Below are 15823 nucleotides of genomic sequence, written 5' to 3'. Positions count from 1 at the left end.
GGTTTCGCCGCCCGACGCGCTCTAATTCAAAGAGTTAGAGCCTTTTTATCTGGTTCAAGTGACTCCACTTGAACCAGAAACGCTCTAGCGGCGGCGGGATGCGCCATCCAAAATCTAGCGCTCGACCTTCGGATCCAGCTTCCGCGCCTGTTTGAGGTCGCGCTCCGCGCCGGCCTTGTCGCCGAGTGCGGCCTTGGACTGCGCGCGCCACATCCAGGCGTGGGCGGCCTCGGGGGCGAGCGCGATACCCGCGTCCAGGGCCTCCACCGCCGACAGGTGGTCGCCGAGCTGGTTGTAGATATAGCCCTTCTGGATAATGGCGCCGGCGTTCTCCGGGTTCGCCTTCAGCACCGCGGCGAGGTCGCGCAGCGCGCGGTCCGATCGGCCCTGGGCGAGGTAGACCCTTGAGCGCAGGTAGAGCAGGTCCTCGTCGCGCGGCGACAGGGCCGCGGCGGCGTTGAGGTCGATCTCCGCCTGCGGCAGGCGCCCGGCGTTGAAGTGCAGTTCGCCGCGGTTGTAGAGCGCCGGCACGGACTTCGGCTGGATCGCCAGGGCGGCCTCGAAGTCGCGCAGCGCGGCGGCGTCCTTGCCGGCGTCGCCCTGCAGGCGCCCGCGCGCGATCAGGGCGTCGACGCGTTTGGGATTGAGCTTGAGCGCTTCGTCCAGGGCCCGCCGGGCGCCGCCGGTGTCGTCCCGCGCCTCGAGTATGTAGCCCAGCTGCACCCAGACATTGACGTCGCGCGGCGAGACCGCCAGGGCGGCGCGATAGTCCGCCTCGGCCTTGGCGAAATCCCCCTTCTCGCCATAGGCGAAGCCGCGCCCGGTGAGGGCCTCGGCGTTCTTCGGATCGATCGCCAGGGCCGCCGCATAGGCCTTGAACCCCTCGTCCTCGCGCTTGAGTTCGATCAGCTCCCAGCCCTCGCCAGCCAGGGCATCGGCGAACCTGGCGTCGAGCGCGAGGGCCCGCTTGAACGATTCCAGGGCGGCGTCATGGTCCTCCAGGTCGGACAGCACCCAGCCGCGCTCGTAGTGGGCCTCCTTGAAGGCCGGCGCGCGGGCCAGCACGGCGTCGAAATCGGCCAGGGCGCCCTTCGGGTCGTCCGCGTCGCGCTTCGCCTCGCCACGCGCATAGTAGGCCGAGGAGTCGTCCGGGTGCGCCTTGATCGCCGCGTCCAGCGCGGTCATCGCTTCGGCCGGCCGCCCGGCGGCGCGCAGCGCCTTGCCCAGGCCGGTGGCGGCCGGCTGGTCGTCCGGGTGGCGCGACAGCAGCGCCTTGTAGCTCACCGCCGCCGCGTCGTACCGGCCAAGGTCCATTTCCAGGTCGGCGCGGATCGAAGCCGCCAACCGGTTGTCAGGGTCGGCCGTCTCGGCGGCGACCGCGTCCTTGAGCCCGGCATCCACCCGCCCCAGTGCGCGCAGGCTGATGGCGCGGCCGATCAGCAGGTCGGCGTCGCCAGGCGCCTGACGCAGCGCCTCGCCATAGGCATCGACCGCCTCGGCGTCGCGCCGCACGAACCGCAGGCTGTCGGCCCGCATCCGCAGACCGAGCGGGGTCAGCGGCCCCAGCTTGCGCGCCGCCTCGATGTCGGCGAGGGCGGCCGGGTAGTGGCTCAGGGCCGTGTGGGCCATCGCCCGGTGCAGGTACAGCGTCGGGTCGTCGGAGCCCGCCGCGAGCGCCAGGTCGAGGTCGGAAATGGCCCCCGCATAGTCGCCTCGCCCCGCCCGCAGGTCCGCGCGATTGCTTAGGGCGTAGCGGTCGGAAGGCCTGAGCTTCAGGGCAGCGTCGAAGTCCGGTCCCGCCTCGTCCGACCGCTTCATGTCGACCAGCACCTGGCCGTGGACGATCAGCGCGTCGACGTCGTCCGGCCGTTCCTTGACCAGGCGGGCCGCCTCTTCCAGCGCCTCGGGCATCCGGTGGAGGCCCTCCAGGACCAGCACCCGGTACATCCGCGCGGCCTTGCGCCGGGCCGGGGCCAGGGCGTCGTCGGCCAGGGCCCGGTCGCAGGCGGCCAGCGTCTCGGCGCCCGACTTGCCGCGCGTGCAGAGTTCGACGGCGTCCAGCTCCCGCGCCGTGGCCGCACCGGCGACGAACAGGGCCAGGACCGCGGCGGCCCAGCCGCCACCTGTGCGCCGGCTCATGAGGTGGGCTCCTGGCGCGGCGCAGGCGTCACCAGGACGGCGATCGGCGGGGCCTTCAGCCAGTCGGCGGCGGCGCGGCGCACGTCGTCCAGGGTCACCGCCGCCGTCCAGGACCGCCCGTGGACGTATTCCTCCAGTTCCGCAGGGTCGTCGGCCGCGTTGAGGGTCTCCAGCCACCACGCGTTGCCGGACTGTTCGGCGTCCATGTGGGCCAGGATCGGCCGGCGCGCGGCCTCCAGGTCGGCGGCGGAGATGTTGCCCGCCTGCAGTCGCCTGGCCACCGCCCGCGCCTCGGCCTCGACCACGGCCAGGTCGGCGGGCGTCGATTCCACCTGGGCCCAGAGATAGCCCTGGTCAGAGGCGTCGCGCAGATAGGCGCCGGCCTCCGGGGAATAGCTCTTGCCCAGCCGCTCGCGCACCTGGGCCACCAGCTGGTCCTCCAGCACCGACCCCAGCAGGAACAGCGCATACTCATCCCGCCGGGTCTGGGCGCCGGGTACGAACAGCGGCCAGAACAGGCCCGCCATCGCCTTGTCGCGCGCCCCGTCGTGGGTGACCCGGATCGGCTGCGGCGCGTCCGGCGGGAAGCGCATGAACCAGGTGTCCGGCCGGGTGCGCGGCGCAGAGCGGCGCGGCGGCAGGGCGGCCAGGGTCCGGCTCATGGCCTCGATCGCGGCGGCCTCGCTGACGTCGCCCACCAGACTGACCTGCAGCGGCGCGCCGGTGATCGCCGGCCTCAGGATCCGCGCGAAGTCGGCGCTGCGGGCGGCGCTGGCCGTGGCCAGCGGCAGGCGGTTGATCGGCGCGCCCGGTGTGATCGCCTGGGTCAGGGCCTGGCCCATGACGTCGGAGGGATCGCTGCGCAGCTTCTGGAACGTGGCCTCGACATTGTTGGGGATCAGCGCGTCGACGCTGGGCCGGAAGCCCGGATCGGTGAGATAGGCCGCCAGGATGTGGAGCTGTGCCTCCAGCCCCGAGGCATAGGCCTCCCCGCCCAGTTCGAAGGCGTGGTCGCCGACATCCAGGTCGACATCCCAGGCGGCGCCTCGCGTCAGGCCCTGCAGCTCGGCCAGCGACATGCGGCCGAGGCCGCCAGCCTTGAAATAGGTCGAGGCCAGGAGGGCCAGCTGGTAGTCGGCGGCGGGGATTTCACTGCGCCCGGCGCCGAAGCGCACCTTGACCAGCACATGGCCGCCCTCGAAGGCGGTCGGCTTGAAGTTCAGCACCACGCCATTGGAAAAAGTCAGGCGGATGAAGCCGGGATCGGCCACCACCTCGCGCTTCACGACCCGGCCCGGCCGGCCGAAGGTCTTGTAGGGCCATTCGAGGTCGGCGGCGGCGACCGGGGTCGCAGGCGCCGGATCGCGGGTCCAGGCGGCCCGGATCGGCGCCTCGACCAGGGGATCAGGCGAGGTCACCCGCACCAGCGGGCCCCAGCCCGACCAGTCGGCGCGGAAGGCGGCCAGCAGGTCCTGCGGCGCGAGGTCGGCGACGACCTGGTTGAACGCGCGCATCGCCTCGCGGCCGTGCAGCAGCGGCTTGCCGTCCAGCATCGCGTACATCAGCGCGTCGGCGCGGTCGTTGTCGGCCTGAGTGACGTCGTCGGCGATGCCGCCGCGCAGGCCCGCGCGGGTCTCTTCGATGGCGCCTTCCAGCTCGGCGTCGCTGGGCCCGTCCCGCTCGAAGCGGCGCAGCTCCGCGCCCACCAGCGACAGGGCCTCCTCCGTCCGCCCCTTGGCCGGGACCAGGCCGACGCATTCGGTGGCGGCGTCGGGCGCGACATCGCCATAGACCCGGGTCTGCAGGATCGCCGGCGACGGCCGGTCGGCCAGGGGCTTCAGCCGCTGTTCCAGCACCGCGTCCCAGAGCTCGGAAAGCGTCGACTGGCGCAGCGCCGCCTCAGCCGCGGCCGTTTGCGCCGGCGCGTGGATCCGGCAGACGCTGGCGCCCAGCGGCGCATGCGGATCGATGCGTACGAAATAGTCGGCGGCCCGCGCCCCCTGCGGCGGCAGCCGCGGCGCCCTCACCCCGGCGGGGCCCCGGCCCGTCCAGCCGGAGAAGGCGACCTTCACCCGGGCCTCGAGCACCTCGGCCGGGGCGTCGCCGACCACCACCACCACCGCATGTTCGGGGCGATACCAGCGGTCGTAGAAGGCCCGTAGCTGGGCCGGCGTGGCCTGGCGGACGATTTCCACCGAGCCGGCCGGATCGCGGACGTTCGAGCGCAGGCCGCGATAGGTGAAGGCGTCGACGGCCGCGCGCCACTCATCGCCGGCGTCGCTGCGCGCCTCGCGTTCCGACAGCACCACGCCGCGCTCGCGGTCCACCGCCGCCGGCTGGAACAGCATTCCCTCGGCCACGTCGCTGAGCCAGAGGAAGGCGGCGTCCACCTGCGCCGGCTCGGAGGTGGGCAGGTCCAGGTGGAAGGTGGTGGCGGTCAGGCTGGTGTAGGCGTTCTGGTCACGGCCGAAGCCCACGCCCATCCGCGCGAAGGTCCCGGTCAGGGCGTTCTCGGCGAAATTCCGGGTGCCGTTGAAGGCCATGTGCTCGACGAAATGGGCCAGGCCGCGTTCGCCGTCGGCCTCCTCATAGGCCCCGACGTCGATCCCCAGCCGCACCGACAGGGCGCCCTTGCGCGTGGCGCTCGAGACCACCGCATAGCGCAGGCCGCTGGCCAGCCGGCCCTGATGGATCTCCGGGCCCGCCTGGGCACGGGCGCGCGTCGGCCCTGACAGGCCGACCAGCATCGCCAGCGCCGCAAAGGCCCACACCAAACGCCACATAGCGCCCCCCAAGACGCACCTCTCCGATCAACCTAGGTGCGGAACCTAGCGGGAACAAGGCCCACCGCGCAGGCCACCCGTTTTGTCGCGTCCTGGCGGCCTCCGGCGCACGAACTTGCCGCCGAACGGTGCAAATCCGGTGAAGTCCGGACGGAACTTTCGCGCGAAAGCCGCCATTCTGCGGCCATGAGCGCAGACCCCATCGAACGGAAGGCCCCGCCCCAGACGCGGGCGGACTGGACCATCGACCAGGGGTGGGCCGGCTACACCGCCGCCGAGCACCAGGTCTGGATCACGCTTTATGAGCGGCAGACGAAGCTGCTGCCCGGCCGCGCCTGCGATCCGTTCCTGAAGGGCCTCGACGCCCTGGACCTGCACCGCGCCGGCATCCCTGTGTTCGCGCGCATCAACGAGGGACTGAAGCGGCTGACCGGCTGGACCGTGGTGGCCGTGCCCGGCCTGGTGCCCGACGCCGTCTTCTTCGACCACCTGGCCAACCGCCGCTTCCCGGCCGGCCAGTTCATCCGCCGCGCCGACCAGCTGGACTATCTCCAGGAGCCCGACGTCTTCCACGACGTGTTCGGCCATGTGCCGATGCTGACCGACCCCGCCTTCGCCGACTACATGCAGGCCTATGGCGAAGGCGGCCTGCGGGCGCTGGGCCTGGGCCAGCTGCACAACCTGGCCCGGCTCTACTGGTACACGGTGGAGTTCGGCCTGCTGCAGACGCCGGCGGGCCTGAGAATCTACGGCGCCGGCATCGTCTCCAGCCACGCCGAGTCGATCTTCGCCCTGGACGACCCCTCGCCCAACCGCCTGGGCTTCGACCTGGCGCGGGTGATGCGCACCCCCTACCGGATCGACGACTTCCAGCAGGTCTATTTCGTGGTCCCCTCGCTGCAGGCCCTGGTCGACGCCACCCTCAGCGACTTCGGCGGCCTCTACGCCTGGCTGGAAGACGCCCGCGACCTCCCCATCGACGCCGTCCTGCCCACCGACCGCCTCATCACCCCCGGCGCCCAGGCCTACGCGCGGAACGGCGGGCGGGCTGGCGCCTAATAATCCCGCCGCCAACGCACCGCCACGCGGTTGCCCGCCTGGCCGGCGATGCGCGACAGGATCGAGAGGTTCTTGCGGATCCGCCACTCGACCTGGGCCGACGGGCCTTCGCGGCCGCCGCCGGTCAGCTCCAGGTAGACGTTTTCGGTCAAGTACTTGCCGCCGGAGACCGTGACGCCCGACTGGTCGGTGCCCCCGAACGCCAGCCGGTCGAGGCCGGCGAAGCTGCGCAGGTTGCCGATCACGTCCAGGCCGCCGCCGCCGGTCAGCGACGACAGGGCCGAGGCCAGCTGGGCGGCCTCCACCGGTGACAGCTGCGAGGCCGAGCGCTCGAACAGCACCTTGGCCAGGATTTCGTCGTTCGGCAGGCTGGGCGTCGAGGCCAGCGTGATCTCCGGTTTCTCCGCGGTGCCGCGGATCTTGACGGTGACGGTGAGCGTCGGGTCGTCGCGCGTGGCGTCCAGCTGCAGGCGGATGTTCTGCGCGTGGCTGGCCAGGTAGACCACGCTGCGGTCGTCGAACTCGAAGCGCTTGCCGGCGAAGTCGTAGTCGCCGCGTACCACCCGCGCCGTGCCGGTCAGCTGCGGATCGGTGGTCGTGCCGCCGACGTGGGCGTCGAGCGACAGCTCCACGTCCAGCCCCCGGCCCCGCAGCATGATCCGGCGCGGGGCCTTCAGCTTGACGTCCAGCGCCCAGCCGTCGCCACGCTTGTAGGCCCCGGCGAAGGCGGTCGGCAGGTCCTCGGGGCGGTGCACTTCGCGCACGTCCATCGCCACCACGCCGGTCGGGGTCAGCGGGTTGGCGGCCACGTCGGCGCGGTCGATGGTAAGGTCGCCGGTCAGCTTCACCTTGCCGTCCGCGGCGCGGTTGATGACCGCCTGGCCCGAGGCCGAGGCGGCGGCGTGCTCGTTGTCGATCAGCCGGAAGCCCTTCAGGTCCAGGCGGAAGCTGGACACCCCCTCCCGCGCCAGGCTCATCCGCCCCTGGCCGCTGACCTGCCCACCGTGGCCGTCGACGCCCTGCGCCTGCGTGACGTTGACCGAGTCCTCGGTGAAGGCGGCTTTCACCGCCACATCGCGCAGCGACAGGCCGGTGGCGCCGTCGTCGAACCGGCCGCGCTCCACCGAGACCTGGCCGGTGGCCTTCGGGTCGGCGAGGGTGCCGCCGATCGTGCCTTCGGTGTGGACCAGACCTGACAACGCCCGCTCGCCGCCGATCGCCAGCTCCCAGAGCGGCCGCACCTCACCGTCCGCGAAGAACTTGCCACGCATCGGCCGTTGCCGGGCGATGGCGACGCGGAACGGGGCGGCCGAGCTCTCGGTGGGCAGCACCAGGCTGGCATTGGCCTTGAGGCCCTGCGCGCTGGTGGTGGCGACATCGAGGGTCAGGCTGTCGCCCGCCAGCCGGCCCTTCAGCGTCCCATCGATGCCCTGGGCCTGCGGAGCGCCCTTGCCGCGCGCATTGGCCAGCCGCGCGTCGAGCGTCCCCTCCAGCCGGCTACCGCGGCCCTGCACCGCCAGCGTCGCATCGATCCGCCCGTCGAAGTCGGCGTCGAACAGATTGAGCCCCATCCCCGCGACCTTGGCGTGGACGTCGGCGTCCTCGCCGCGCAGCACCCCGTCCAGGTCCAGCCGCCCGCCGTCCGAACCCACCAGCCGCACCCGTGCGCTCTGCTCTGGCCCGCCGATCCGGAAGGTCGCCGTCTCGGCCGTGTGCAGGTCGCGGCCGCCCAGGACGCCCATGCCGTCGAAGCTGATCAGGTAGCCAGGGGCGGCCTCGTTCAGCACGCCCTTGCCGCCGATCGTCCAGGCCCCCTGCCCCGAGGCGCCCTTGGCCTCGGCCGTGAACGGCAGGTGGGCCATCGGCCCCTCGGCGGTCAGGCGCGCCGAGCGGATGGCGATGGTCGAACCGGCGGCGCGGACGTTCTCGGCCCTCAGGTTGAGCGCCGCGCGGGGCCCGCCGGCGGCGTCCGTGACCTTGGCCGTCCCGCTCACCCGGCCGGCGTCCAGCAAGGCGCCCGCGCCGATGTCGAGGGTCAGGTCCGCCGCCGAGGGACTGTTCCGCCGCAGCGACAGCGACCCCGCCGCCTTCACCCCGCCGGCGTCGACGGTGAGCTCGGTCAGGTCGACCCCGCCCTCGGGGAAGCGAAAGGCCGAGCGCGCCCTGGCCGGGCCGTAGGGGCTGGCGGCGGTGAGCGCGATCACCCCGTTCGACCCGTCGGCCTCGCGCTGGAAGGTGAGCGACAGCCGCGCGGCCTTCAGGGGCAGGCGCGGCACGTCCACCTGGTCCAGGTCGGCCACCAGATCCAGCCGTGGCGCGGCCAGCGTGCCGGTGACGCCGCCGCTGCCCTTCACCTTTCCGGTGATCTCGACCGGGCCGGCGCGGAACGGCCCGGTGGCGATCCAGTCGGACTTGAACGCCAGGGCGCCGGTCTTCTCCATCACCCCCGCCGCCGAGGCATCGAGGGCCGCGCCGTCCAACTGGCCCTTGGCCACCGCCAGCCGACCGTCCTGCCAGTTCGCCTGGACCTGCAGCCGCGGCTTCGGCCCCAGCAGCCGGTCGAGCTCGGCCAGGCCGGTGGCGAACTGGTCGCCCTTGGCGTCCAGGGAGAAGGTCCACGGCGCCGTCCCCTTTGCCTGCGACGCCGCCCAGACGAGGTTGGCCGCCCCCGCCGCCCCGGTCCCGGCCGCCGCCAGGTTGGAGACGTCGGCGCTGCCCTTGACGTTCACGGCGCCCAGCAGGCTGCGCCCGCCGCTGGCCTGCACCTTAAGGCCGCGACCGGTGACCTCCAGGCGGCGCAGCAGCAGCTGGCCGTTGTCCAGCCGCTCGGCGTCCAGCACAGCCAGGGGCGCCCCGCCCAGGATCGCCGCGGCGAGGCCGGCGCCCTGACCGCCCGCGCCGGCCAGCGTGGCTTTCAGGCTGTAGCTGGCCTTGGCCCGCGCAACTTCGACCGGTCCGGAGATCCGCGCGAGGCCATAGCCGCCCAGGTCCAGGTCGGCCACCGCGCCGGAACCGGCGAACCGCCAGGCCTGGGAAGTTCCGGTCACCACCCCGGTGACCCGCGCCGCGCCCAGCTTCGGCCCGCCGGTGAGCCGCGACAGCAACGGCGCCTGGGCGTCCAGCCGCATCCCGCCCGGCGCCAGCGCCCGCCTGCCAAGATCGCCGGCCCCCCAGGCATGCAGGCTGAGCGCATCGGAAGCCACCTTGGCGTCGAGGGCGTAGACCCCATCGCCGGCCTTGCGCCCGGCGATCCCGAAGGTCAGGTCATGGCCGAACCGCTCGGCATAGGGCCGGGTCAGGGCCGAGGCGGTGAGCAGCAGCCGCCCGCCGGCCTGGCCGCCGGCCGGGGTCCAGGCGCCGCGGGCCATCAGCGGCGCCAGTGCGCCCGAGGTGGCGCTGGCGGTGAACTGGCCCTGCGAGACCGTGCCGCCCGCCCTGATGTCCAGCTTGAACGGCTGGTCGGCCGCCAGGCCCACGGCGCCGGCCAGGGCCCCGCCCCGCGCCTCCTCGGCGTCTGCCACCAGCCGCAACGGCCCGGTGACGCCGGCCACCAGATCGACGTCGAGGTGATCGCCAGGGTGCAGCACGCTCTTGGCGGAGAGCTTGCCGCTCCGGCCGCCGGCCCGTTCGACGTCCAGTTGCAGGGCCAGGTCGTAGACGCCGCGCGTGTAGCTGAACGCCGGGTCCAGCTCGATCCGCGCGCGGGCCTTGTCGATGTGGAACGAAACCGGCAGGCCCCGGTCGGCGGTCTTGGCCGCCAGGGTGGGCCGTCGGATCACCCGGACGCTCTGCGCTTCCACCAGATCGGCTTCAAACCGTCGCCGCAGGAGTTGTGCATAACGCCATGAGAGATGAAGGTTCTTCGCCTCCAACCATACGCCCCGCTCGTCACGGATCGTCAGCCGGCGGACCCGGAAGTCGCGCCAGATGTCGCCGCTCAGGCCCTCCAGCTTGAGCTTGCCCAGCCGGCCGATCTTCAGCCCGTCGGTGCGCGCCTCGATCATCAGCCGCACCTGCGGGATCAGCACGCCGTAGCGGGTGGTCGCCACCACGCCCAGCAACAGCACCAGGATCGTGACCGCGATCGCCGTGATCGCCTTGGGCAGCGCGGCGCGCTTCCGGGCCGTCGCGACCGTCTCCATCTCGACAGAGGGCTCGGCGGGAGGCCCTGGGGGCCCGATGTCGCCCGCGTCGGTCAAAAGCTCTGCCCGATGCTGACGTAGGCCTGCAGCAGCGGCTCGCCGCGCCGCCGCACCACCGGCGTCGCGAAGTCGATGCGGATCGGCACGATGCCCAGATTGTAGCGCACGCCAAACCCGGCCCCGGCCGCCAGGGTATTGAAGTCCACAGGACCGCCCGAGCCCACGGCGCCGGCGTCGACGAACACCGCCGCCGACCATTTTTCGGTGATGTCGCGCCGCACCTCTACCGACGATTCCGCCAGGAACACCCCGCCCTGGGGCGTGCTGTCGGCCAACCGGGGCCCCACCGCCTGGAACGGGAACCCGCGCACCGACCCGCCGCCCCCGGCGTAGAACCGCTGCGAGGCCGGGATCTGGTCCACCGTGCCGTTGAGGATCCGCCCCAGCCGCAGCCGCCCAGCGATCACCGTGTGGCCCGTCTTGTCCAGCGGCTGGTAGTAGGTCCCCTGGGCCACCGCGCGCAGGTACGGCAGGTTGGTGTCGCCGACGATCACCGTCGGCTCCAGCCGCGCCGACAGCCGCCAGCCGGAGGTCGGGCTCAGCGGGTCGTTGGAGCGGTCCAGCAGCAGGTCGCCCAGGGCCTTGACGGTAATCAGGTTGCGCCCGAGCGAGGTGAGGGTTCCCGCCTTGATCTCGTCGGTCCGGCTGCCGTCCACCGAGGCGCCAACGGTGACATAGGAGGTCAGATAGGCGCTGTGGCCATAGCGGCGCGTGACGTCGGCGTGCACGCCGACGCCCGTCTCCTTATAGGCGTCGGTGACCACACGGTAGACCGCGGCCCCGGTCTTCAGGGTCTGCTGCGGTCGCAGCCATTGCGGCAGGGTCAGGTCGACGCCCGTCCGGCTGTCGCGGATCGAGACCTGGCCATAGAGGGCGATGGTGTCGGCGCGGGACAGCAGGTTGTAGTGCGTCCAGCGCACGTTCACCCCGGCCCCCTCGCTCGTGGAATAGCTGGCGCCGCCCTCGATAGTGCGCGGCTTGCGCTCCGCCAGCGCCACCACCACCGGCCGCAGTCCCGAGGCGCTGGTCTGGTCTACCGGGGCCAGGGCCACGGTGACGGAATCATAGACCCCGGTGTCCAGCAGCCGACGCTCCAGCTCCGCGACGTCGTCGGGGTCGTAGGGGTCGCCCGCCGCCCACGGGGCCAGGTGGCGGACCCACAGCGGGTTGGTCCGACTGCCCGGCGCGATGTCCAGGCCCTCCAGGTGCACCAGCAGGCCGGCGGCGATGTTGTAGGTCGGCGTCACCGTCTTGTCGGCGTGGTCGACCACCACGTCGCGCGGGTACGCCACGGCGTCGGCATAGCCGCGTTTCTGCACCGCGGCGACCACCCGGCCCTCGGCGGCGATGATGTCGGCGGCGCGCCCCGGACCGCCCGGGGGCAGCGACAGGGCCCTGACCGCGGCCGCCTGGGCGTCGCCGTTCGGCGGCTTGCCCGTCCAGGCCAGGGTCGCCTCGCCCAGTAAGAACCGCGGACCCGGCGCGATCTGCACCAGTGGCCGGGGCGGATCGGCCTCGCTGACGTCCGGATCGACACGATAGGCGTAGTAGCCCTCGGAGCGCAGGGCGGCGATGGCGTCCTCGGCGGCGGCGCGGGCCCGGCGGCGGGCCTCGAAGCGGTTCTCGATCGGCCGGTCGGTGTCGCCGATCACCTGGGTGACGATGGCGCGCAGCTCCGGGTCCATCTCGCCCTGGACGACGGCGCGCGGTTCCGCCGCCTGGGCCGTGGCCGGCGCGCACAGGGCCGCCGAGGCGGCGACGGCGTACAGCAGTCGACCCAAGCCTAGTTCCTCGCAAGCGCCCCGCCAGCCGGTGTAGCCCGCGCCGCCCGGCCCTGTCATCCGCCCACGGACGCGGCGCCCAATCCCTGGGCAGCCGCGTTGTCGCAGGGGCTCCGGCGCCGAATTTCGACGCCGCGCTTCCGGCCCGGCCCTAAGCAGCCTACAGATTCAACCCAGGTTGCGGGCGGGGAGGCACGGGACAGTCGTGAGCGTCAGACGGGACGAGCCGCCGGCGGAAACGACAGGCGTCGCCAGGCCTTACGACGAGATGCGGCTCGCCGCCGGCGGGGTCCATCCGCACTACGCCGCGCTCGACGCCCGCCTGGCGACCCTGACGCCGCAGGAACTGGCCGAGCGCCAGCGGACGCAGGAGCGGTTCTTCCTGCTGCAGGGCATCACCTTCACCGTCTACGGCGCCGAGAGCACCACCGAGCGGATCATCCCCTCCGACATCCTGCCGCGGATCATCCCTGGGGCGGAGTGGTCGCGGGTCGAGGCCGGCCTGATCCAGCGCCTGCGGGCGCTGAACATGTTCCTGGCCGATATTTATTCGGAACAGCAGATCCTGATGGACGGGGTGGTCCCGCGCGAACTGGTGCTGAACGCACCCTCGTACCGGCGCGAGATGCAGAACCTCTACGTGCCGTATAAGGCCTACGCCAACGTCTGCGGCTCCGACCTGATCCGCCAGCCCGACGGCGAGTTCGCCGTGCTGGAGGACAACCTGCGGGTGCCGTCCGGGGTCTCCTACATGCTGGCCAACCGCGAGGCGTCGCGGCGCGTCTTCCCCGGCACCTTCCGTTCGGCCGGCGTACGGGCGATCGACCGCTATCCTGACCTGCTGCTGGCGACCTTGAAGAGCATGGCGGCCGACTGGCGGCCCAATCCGCAGGTCGTGGTGCTGACGCCCGGCGTCTACAACTCCGCGTACTACGAGCACGCTTACCTGGCCCGGCTGATGGGCGCGCCCCTGGTCGAGGGCCGCGACCTCGTGATCCACGACAACATGGTCTACATGCGCACCACCACGGGCCTGCGCCGGGTGGACGTGATCTACCGCCGGGTGGACGACGACTTCATCGACCCGCTGACCTTCCGGCGCGACTCGTCGCTGGGGGTGGCCGGCCTGTTCAACGCCTATCGCGCCGGCAATGTGATGATCTGCAACGCCCCGGGCACCGGTGTCGCCGACGACAAGGCGGTCTATGCCTACGTCCCCGAGATCATCCGCTACTACCTCAACGAAGACGCCATCCTGCCCAATATCGAGACCTATCTGTGCCGCGAGCCGGCCCAGCTCAGCCATGTGCTGGCCAACCTGGACAAGTTCGTGGTCAAGGCGGTGGGCGCGTCGGGCGGCTACGGCATGCTGGTGGGGCCGCACTCCACCAAGGCTCAGCAGGAAGAGTTCGCCGCCGCGCTGCGTGCCGACCCGGCCAACTACATCGCCCAGCCGACCATCCAGCTTTCCACCGCCCCCTGCCTGATCGACGGTGAGGTCGAGGCGCGCCACGTTGACCTGCGGCCGTTCATCCTATCCGGCGAGAAGATCGTGGTGACGCCAGGCGCCTTGACCCGCGTCGCCCTGCGCAAGGGCTCCCTGGTGGTCAATTCCAGCCAGGGCGGCGGCTCCAAGGACACCTGGGTGCTCTCCGAATCGAAGGGTGAACCGCGATGATGCCCGCCCGCGTGGCCCTCTTCCCCCCCGCTCATCCCGGCGAATGCCGGGACCCAGATGGACTGGCTGAGGCCGGCGTTTCGATCGGCGCGGTGTTTGTCCCGTCCACGGCAGCGTTCGTCGATCTAGATCCCGGCATTCGCCGGGATGAGCGGAGGTAGGGGCATGATGCTCGCCCGGGTCGCCGACAGCCTCTACTGGATCGGCCGCTACGTTGAGCGGGCGGAGCACAATTGCCGCCTCTCCGACGTGATGCTGAACGCGACGCTGGACCGCTCGGAGGCCGCCACGCAAGTGGCGCGGATCGCCCTGGCCGCCGTCGGCGACGCCGACCTGGCCAAGGCGCAGAACCCCTATGACGCGGCCCGCGCGCTGACCCTGGACCGGCAGGACAGCGCCTCGATCTATTCCTCGATCGCCCATGCCCGCGAGAACGCCCGCCAGGTGCGCGACCAGATCACCACCGAGACCTGGGAACGGCTGAACCTGATCTATCTGCGGATGAGCGATCCGGACGCCGCCAGGGCCTTCGGGGATGGCTCGCAGCAGTTCCTGCACGACACCATCGCCGACCTGCACCTGTTCAAGGGCGCCGGCGACGCCACCATGAGCCATGGCGAGGGCTGGAGCTTTCTGCTGCTGGGCGTCTATCTTGAGCGCGCCCAGCTGATCGGATCGCTGCTGGAGGTGGTGTTCGGCGACGGCCGCCGCCGCCGCCCGGTGGGCGACCACTTCGCGCTGACCAGCGTGCTGCGCATGGGCTGTGCGCTGGAGCCCTATCTGCGGGTCTACACCGCCGACATGCAGCCGCGGTACATCCTGAACTTCCTGATGCTGGACGCGGACTTCCCGCGCTCGATCCGCTTCTGCACCCAGGAGATCGAGAACCACCTGGCCGCGATCACCCGCCACGCCGGCCTCTCCGGCGCCGCCGGGCCGGAGCGTCTGGCCGGGCGGCTGCGGGCGCGCCTGCAGTACATCGATATGGAGGAACTGGTCGCCCAGGGCCCCACCGCCTTCCTGAAGACCGTGCTGGACGAGTGCGCGGCCATCCACGACAGCCTCTACGACGCCTTCGTGGCCTACCCCCTGGAAAGCCGGCTGCCGGCCTGAGGAGTTCGCCCTTGCTGCTCGAGATTCGCCACGTCACCCAGTACCGCTACGCCGCCCCGGTGCGCGAAAGCGTCATGGAGGTGTGGATGCAGCCGCAGAAGAGCGCCAGCCAGCGCCTGGTCAGCTTCGACCTGGAGTTGGACCCGCCGGCCCAGCTGTTCTCCTTCGCCGACACCTTCGGCAACCCGGTCTACCACTTCGACGTGCCCCAGCCGCACGAGCGCCTGACCATCACCGCCAACGCCGCCGTCGAGACCCAGCCGCCGCCGCGCCTGCCGGAGGAGCTGGACATGGGCGAGTGGGACCGGCTGCGCTCGGCCTACCTGCGCGGCGACAACTTCGACTACCTGCATCCGCACGGGTTCGCCCGCGAGACCGCCGCGCTCCGACAGTACGCCCTCGACCGCGACATCGAGGCGCTGCGCCAGTCCGACCCGCTGACCGCGCTGCGGGCCCTGTCGGCGCTGATCTCCAGCTCGTTCGGCTATGAGAGCGGCGTCACCCGTGCCGACAGCCCGATCGACGACGTGCTGCGGACCGGCAAGGGGGTCTCCCAGGACTTCGCCCACGTGATGATCACGCTGTGCCGCTCATGGGGCATCCCGGCGCGCTACGTCTCGGGCTACCTGTTCACCGACCGCCGCAAGGGCGACCGGTCGGAGTCCGACGCCACCCACGCCTGGGTCGAGGTGTTCCTGCCCAGCCTGCGCTGGGTCGGGTTCGACCCGTCCAACAACTGCGAGGCCACCGAGCGCCACGTGGCCTGCGCCATCGGCCGGGACTATTCCGACGTCCCACCCTCGCGCGGCGTCTACAAGGGCGACGCCGATCACCAGCTGGCCGTCGGGGTCTCGGTGCGCAAGGCCCGCGCGGCGATCAGCGAGCCGGAGTTCCTGCGCACCACCCGCCAGTCCGGGCGGCCCGGCGCGTCGCGGGGCGCCGCCATGGCCCACCAGCCGCGCCTGCACCAGATGCAGCAACAGCAATCGGAATAGGGTTCGGCCGAGCAAGGACGCGCCGACGGGCCGTCGTAGCCCGCCGCGGCAGGGTGACTGTAGGCGCCACCCT

At 72.0% G+C, this 15823-nt stretch carries 8 protein-coding genes; 4 read left to right on the top strand and 4 right to left on the bottom strand.

The window, feature by feature from the left end; translation table 11 throughout:
* Window positions 1–114: 114 nt before the first annotated feature.
* Window positions 115–2139, bottom strand: a complete 2025-nt coding sequence (locus Q0R13_RS01905; protein ID WP_293898628.1) for a tetratricopeptide repeat protein — start codon at window positions 2137–2139, stop codon at window positions 115–117.
* On the bottom strand, window positions 2136–4922 hold the full coding sequence (locus Q0R13_RS01900) for an insulinase family protein (RefSeq protein ID WP_293898625.1): 2787 nt from the start codon (window positions 4920–4922) through the stop codon (window positions 2136–2138). The genes Q0R13_RS01905 and Q0R13_RS01900 overlap by 4 nt, the downstream gene beginning before the upstream one ends.
* A 186-nt stretch (window positions 4923–5108) precedes the next feature.
* Between Q0R13_RS01900 and phhA the strand changes: the two genes are divergently transcribed.
* Window positions 5109–5981 (top strand): phenylalanine 4-monooxygenase, encoded by an 873-nt coding sequence (gene phhA / locus Q0R13_RS01895; RefSeq protein WP_293898622.1) that lies wholly within the window; start codon window positions 5109–5111, stop codon window positions 5979–5981.
* On the opposite strand, the gene Q0R13_RS01890 is transcribed toward phhA, so the two are convergent.
* Together Q0R13_RS01890 and Q0R13_RS01885 are read right to left on the bottom strand one after the other, a co-directional pair.
* Window positions 5978–10123 (bottom strand): translocation/assembly module TamB domain-containing protein, encoded by a 4146-nt coding sequence (locus tag Q0R13_RS01890; protein WP_293898619.1) that lies wholly within the window; start codon window positions 10121–10123, stop codon window positions 5978–5980. The two genes, phhA and Q0R13_RS01890, sit on opposite strands and share 4 nt — an antisense overlap.
* 53 nt (window positions 10124–10176) lie before the next feature.
* Complete coding sequence (locus Q0R13_RS01885) at window positions 10177–11964, bottom strand: autotransporter assembly complex family protein (RefSeq protein ID WP_293898616.1); 1788 nt, start codon at window positions 11962–11964, stop codon at window positions 10177–10179.
* A 268-nt stretch (window positions 11965–12232) separates the two neighbouring features.
* On the opposite strand from Q0R13_RS01885, the gene Q0R13_RS01880 reads away from it, so the two are divergent.
* From Q0R13_RS01880 to Q0R13_RS01870, 3 genes are all read left to right on the top strand, one after another.
* Window positions 12233–13642, top strand: coding sequence for a circularly permuted type 2 ATP-grasp protein (locus Q0R13_RS01880; RefSeq protein ID WP_293898635.1), 1410 nt, complete (start codon window positions 12233–12235; stop codon window positions 13640–13642).
* Between the two features lie 165 nt (window positions 13643–13807).
* Window positions 13808–14755 carry an alpha-E domain-containing protein gene (locus Q0R13_RS01875; protein ID WP_293898613.1) on the top strand — a complete coding sequence of 316 codons (948 nt, stop codon included), beginning with the start codon at window positions 13808–13810 and terminating at the stop codon, window positions 14753–14755.
* A gap of 11 nt (window positions 14756–14766) precedes the next feature.
* A complete protein-coding gene (locus tag Q0R13_RS01870) occupies window positions 14767–15750 on the top strand; it encodes a transglutaminase family protein (protein WP_293898610.1) in 984 nt (327 codons plus the stop codon).
* Window positions 15751–15823 lie beyond the last annotated feature (73 nt).

Origin of the sequence: Phenylobacterium sp., assembly GCF_025351295.1 — a bacterium.
Lineage (GTDB): Bacteria > Pseudomonadota > Alphaproteobacteria > Caulobacterales > Caulobacteraceae > Phenylobacterium.
Note: the sequence above shows the minus strand (reverse complement) of the source record. Positions and strands in the feature narration are given on the sequence as shown.

Coding starts and splice junctions, on each gene's coding strand:
- Q0R13_RS01900 (WP_293898625.1), bottom strand. CDS start 4,922: ATGTGGCGTTTGGTGTGGGCCTTTGCGGCGCTGGCGATGCTGGTCGGC.
- Q0R13_RS01890 (WP_293898619.1), bottom strand. CDS start 10,123: ATGGAGACGGTCGCGACGGCCCGGAAGCGCGCCGCGCTGCCCAAGGCG.
- Q0R13_RS01875 (WP_293898613.1), top strand. CDS start 13,808: ATGATGCTCGCCCGGGTCGCCGACAGCCTCTACTGGATCGGCCGCTAC.
- Q0R13_RS01880 (WP_293898635.1), top strand. CDS start 12,233: ATGCGGCTCGCCGCCGGCGGGGTCCATCCGCACTACGCCGCGCTCGAC.
- Q0R13_RS01905 (WP_293898628.1), bottom strand. CDS start 2,139: ATGAGCCGGCGCACAGGTGGCGGCTGGGCCGCCGCGGTCCTGGCCCTG.
- phhA (WP_293898622.1), top strand. CDS start 5,109: ATGAGCGCAGACCCCATCGAACGGAAGGCCCCGCCCCAGACGCGGGCG.